Annotated in this window: 5 protein-coding genes; all 5 read right to left on the reverse strand. The window is 55.6% G+C overall.

Annotation, left to right across the window (positions count from 1 at the left end; all coding sequences use genetic code 11):
- Positions 1 to 251: 251 nt before the first annotated feature.
- On the reverse strand, positions 252 to 458 hold the full coding sequence (locus LJE94_13710; GenBank protein MCG6911165.1) for a hypothetical protein: 207 nt from the start codon (positions 456 to 458) through the stop codon (positions 252 to 254).
- Positions 459 to 509: 51 nt separating this feature from the next.
- Positions 510 to 740 carry a thioredoxin family protein gene (locus tag LJE94_13715; GenBank protein ID MCG6911166.1) on the reverse strand — a complete coding sequence of 77 codons (231 nt, stop codon included), beginning with the start codon at positions 738 to 740 and terminating at the stop codon, positions 510 to 512.
- A 19-nt stretch (positions 741 to 759) separates the two neighbouring features.
- Positions 760 to 2,079 (reverse strand): permease, encoded by a 1,320-nt coding sequence (locus tag LJE94_13720; protein ID MCG6911167.1) that lies wholly within the window; start codon positions 2,077 to 2,079, stop codon positions 760 to 762.
- 4 nt (positions 2,080 to 2,083) lie between these two features.
- Positions 2,084 to 2,437 carry a metalloregulator ArsR/SmtB family transcription factor gene (locus LJE94_13725; GenBank protein ID MCG6911168.1) on the reverse strand — a complete coding sequence of 118 codons (354 nt, stop codon included), beginning with the start codon at positions 2,435 to 2,437 and terminating at the stop codon, positions 2,084 to 2,086.
- A 223-nt stretch (positions 2,438 to 2,660) separates the two neighbouring features.
- A partial coding sequence (locus LJE94_13730; protein MCG6911169.1) for a hypothetical protein occupies positions 2,661 to 3,101 on the reverse strand: 441 nt, incomplete at its 5' end.

Raw genomic sequence — 3,101 nt, forward strand, 5'->3', positions numbered from 1 at the left:
CAACCTCGTCCGCTGGGAGTCCAATGGTGAAATCCCACCCATACCCCGGGTAGTCACTGATCCACGATAGTTAGTTCCGTTTTTGGCCGAACGCAGAGATTGGAGATTTGGCAACCGTAAGTTCCGTTCCGGGTCGTAAGCCGCCCTTGGCTCCTCTGCCAAGCTAAAGACCGCTTCCAGCCAGTAAGCGGAACTGATCTTGGGTCCTAAGCCGCGAGTGGCGAGTTCTCTTTCCGGCCAGAAGCGGACATTCAACCGCAACAATCGTTACCTTGCTGAATGGGAGGACACTTGGTGTCGCCGTAGGAACAATACACACAGCAGTCCCCAGGAAGCGGACGCAGAATCTCGCCACATCCCTTACAGTCATAAAAAAACTGACAAGCATCCGTGGGCATTTCCTCTCGTTCCGAGTGACCGCACCTTGGGCAGGTTATTGTCGAGAACTTGTCGTTCACTTAGATGCTTTCGGTTTCGTGGGTGTGTCCCGCCAGATTCCTGAGCGGCGATCAAGCCAGGTACTGTTTCAACTCGTTGGCACTTGGAACCTTGCCTTCAATGACAATTCGATCATCTACCGCCAACGCAGGTGTGCGCATGACGCCAGCATCGATGATCTGGTTCATGTCGGTGACCTTTTGGAGTTCGTAGGCGGCGCCAAGTTCGCGGGCCGCTTCCTCGGCATGTTGGGTCAGGAGATTGCACTTTGCACATCCGCTGCCAAAGATCGTCAGTTTCATTACATTTCACTCCGTTAAATTAGAAGTAATTTCCGAACACGAAGCCGGTGATCGTGGCCATCACGATCACCAAGACGCAATAGGTCACAGTCTTGCCGGTACCCAAGATCGAGCGGATCACTAGCATGTTGGGCAGTGAAAGGGCCGGGCCTGCCAACAGCAAGGCAAGTGCAGGACCCTTTCCCATACCTGCGCCAATCAGGCCCTGCACAATGGGCACTTCCGTCAGCGTTGAAAAATACATGAAGGCGCCCACAACGGACGCCAGCACGGTGGACGTCAGTGAATTGTCGCCGACGGCAGCACTGATCCACGTAGATGGGACCAATCCTTCCTGGCCCGGTCGGCCCAACAGGAAGCCGGCGATGAAAACACCCGCCAGTAACAGGGGCGCGATTTGTTTCGTGAAGCCCCAGGTCTGCTCGGCCCATTCACGGTCGGATGGACGGATCGCAGCAAGTAGCATCAATCCAAGGGTTCCCGCGGCGAAGGCCAGTCCAGGTGTTGAGGGAGCAATCCATGCGCAAGCTGCAACGACGATGGCCAGCACGACCATGTGCGTAGCTGGCCAGTTCCAGCGCACGACCAGCAGCACGCCCAGACTGACCGCAAGTGCCGCGGTGATGAGCCACTTCAATCGGTAAATAGCCATCCAGACTGCACTGTCCGCTGCGGCCCAGTTGGCGAAGATCAAAATTCCTACCATGAGGGCGAAGAACATCGAAATGGCACCCAAAGACTTTTCGTGCTCCTCAGCTTCGAAACCACGAACGGAGTGATCGGTCCGCCCCGCTTCTTCCTCGCGATAAAGGAGATGCATGATGGCCCCGATTACGACAGCGAAGACGATGGCGCCGACTGCCCGTGCCGTCCCCAGTTCGATGCCAAGCACCTTGGCGGTGACCACGATGGCCATGACGTTGATGGCCGGCCCGGAGTACAGGAAGGCGACGGCAGCGCCCAGGCCCGCCCCACGCCGATAAATTCCACCGAAAAGAGGCAATACTGTGCAGGAGCAAACGGCCAGCAGCGTTCCCGAGACGGACGCGACACCCAGGGCCAGCGGCTTGGACGCCTGTGGCCCCAGAAATCGCATGACAGAACCTTGGGAAATGTAGACCGCCATTGCACCGGCGATTACGAAGGCCGGCAGCAGGCATAGGATGACGTGTTCCTGTGCGTACCAGTGAACCAGCGCAAAAGCTTCCAGTACGGCATTATCGAAGCGGGCCAAACCCGCCGGCATGAAGTAGACGGCCAGAAAGATCACCAGCACCAGGGCGATCAGGTGGCCCTGTTGGCGATTCTCCGAGTAAAGATTTCGTAGTTGGGCGTACATCGACTCACACGCAGGAAGCAAGTCTGGGTCGACTGGCCATTTTCTCAAGCCTCTTACGGTCACCGAGGAAGGGCTGCAAACGATGGAGATTTTGAAGCACTTGTTGCAACGATTCTTTCGCCCAGGGGGGCAAGTCTGGATTGATTCGGTAGTGCATCCACGTACCCTCCCGACGAGGTGTCACGAGGCCGGCGTCACGCATCAAAGCCAGATGCCGCGAAATTTTGGGCTGCGACTCTTCCAGCGCAAAGGTCATTTCGCACACACAGGCTTCTTCTTCCACCTGGATCAGCATCAGGCAACGCAGGCGTGTGGTGTCTGAAAGCAAGTTGAACAAAACTTCAGGTCTCACGCGAATTATTATATGCGTTTAAGCATATATACGGAATATCAGATTACTAAGGTTGCTCGTTACCTCAAGACACGCTTCTGCAGACTGAGGAACTATGTCCGCTTCGGATCGGTAGCAGTCAAAACGCATGAAAAAAAGCCTGGTTCCGCTTGCTGGCGCACAGCGGAAGTCAGGCTTCAGAGGCCGCTAATCTTAGTCACCGGCCAGTAGCCGAATAAATAAATCTTCGTCAGATCCAGCTCAACGAATCGGAAATAATTTCCCTGGCTCCCGTCTGTGCGCATTCGCCATGAGCGATAACCAAACGCTCCGGATTCCAGGACAATACTTTTTCACGAGCAGCTCGGGCCGACTTCCTTCGGAAGAAACTTGCCCTCCACTCACGCGGTGTGCTGCCGTGCTCTCCGACCAGGCTGTCCAGCCGCATCAACCAACCTTTCCAGCCGATCATTTCCGCTTCGGGATGGCGCTGAATTAGATCACAGACGATCGCACAACGGGATTGACGATGGAAGAAAACGACCTCTTCCATTGCAACCGAACCATGGAATATGACCTGATCTATATCTGTAGCCCAGGCAGGATCAGCCTCGTCGCCCAACTCGTCATCGAATTTCAAATCAGGCTTTCTCTTTGCCAGGCCAGGTGGAGCATACAGTCGTGCATCCGG

The sequence above is a fragment of the Deltaproteobacteria bacterium genome (genome assembly GCA_022340465.1).
Classification (GTDB): Bacteria; Desulfobacterota; Desulfobacteria; order Desulfobacterales; family B30-G6; genus JAJDNW01.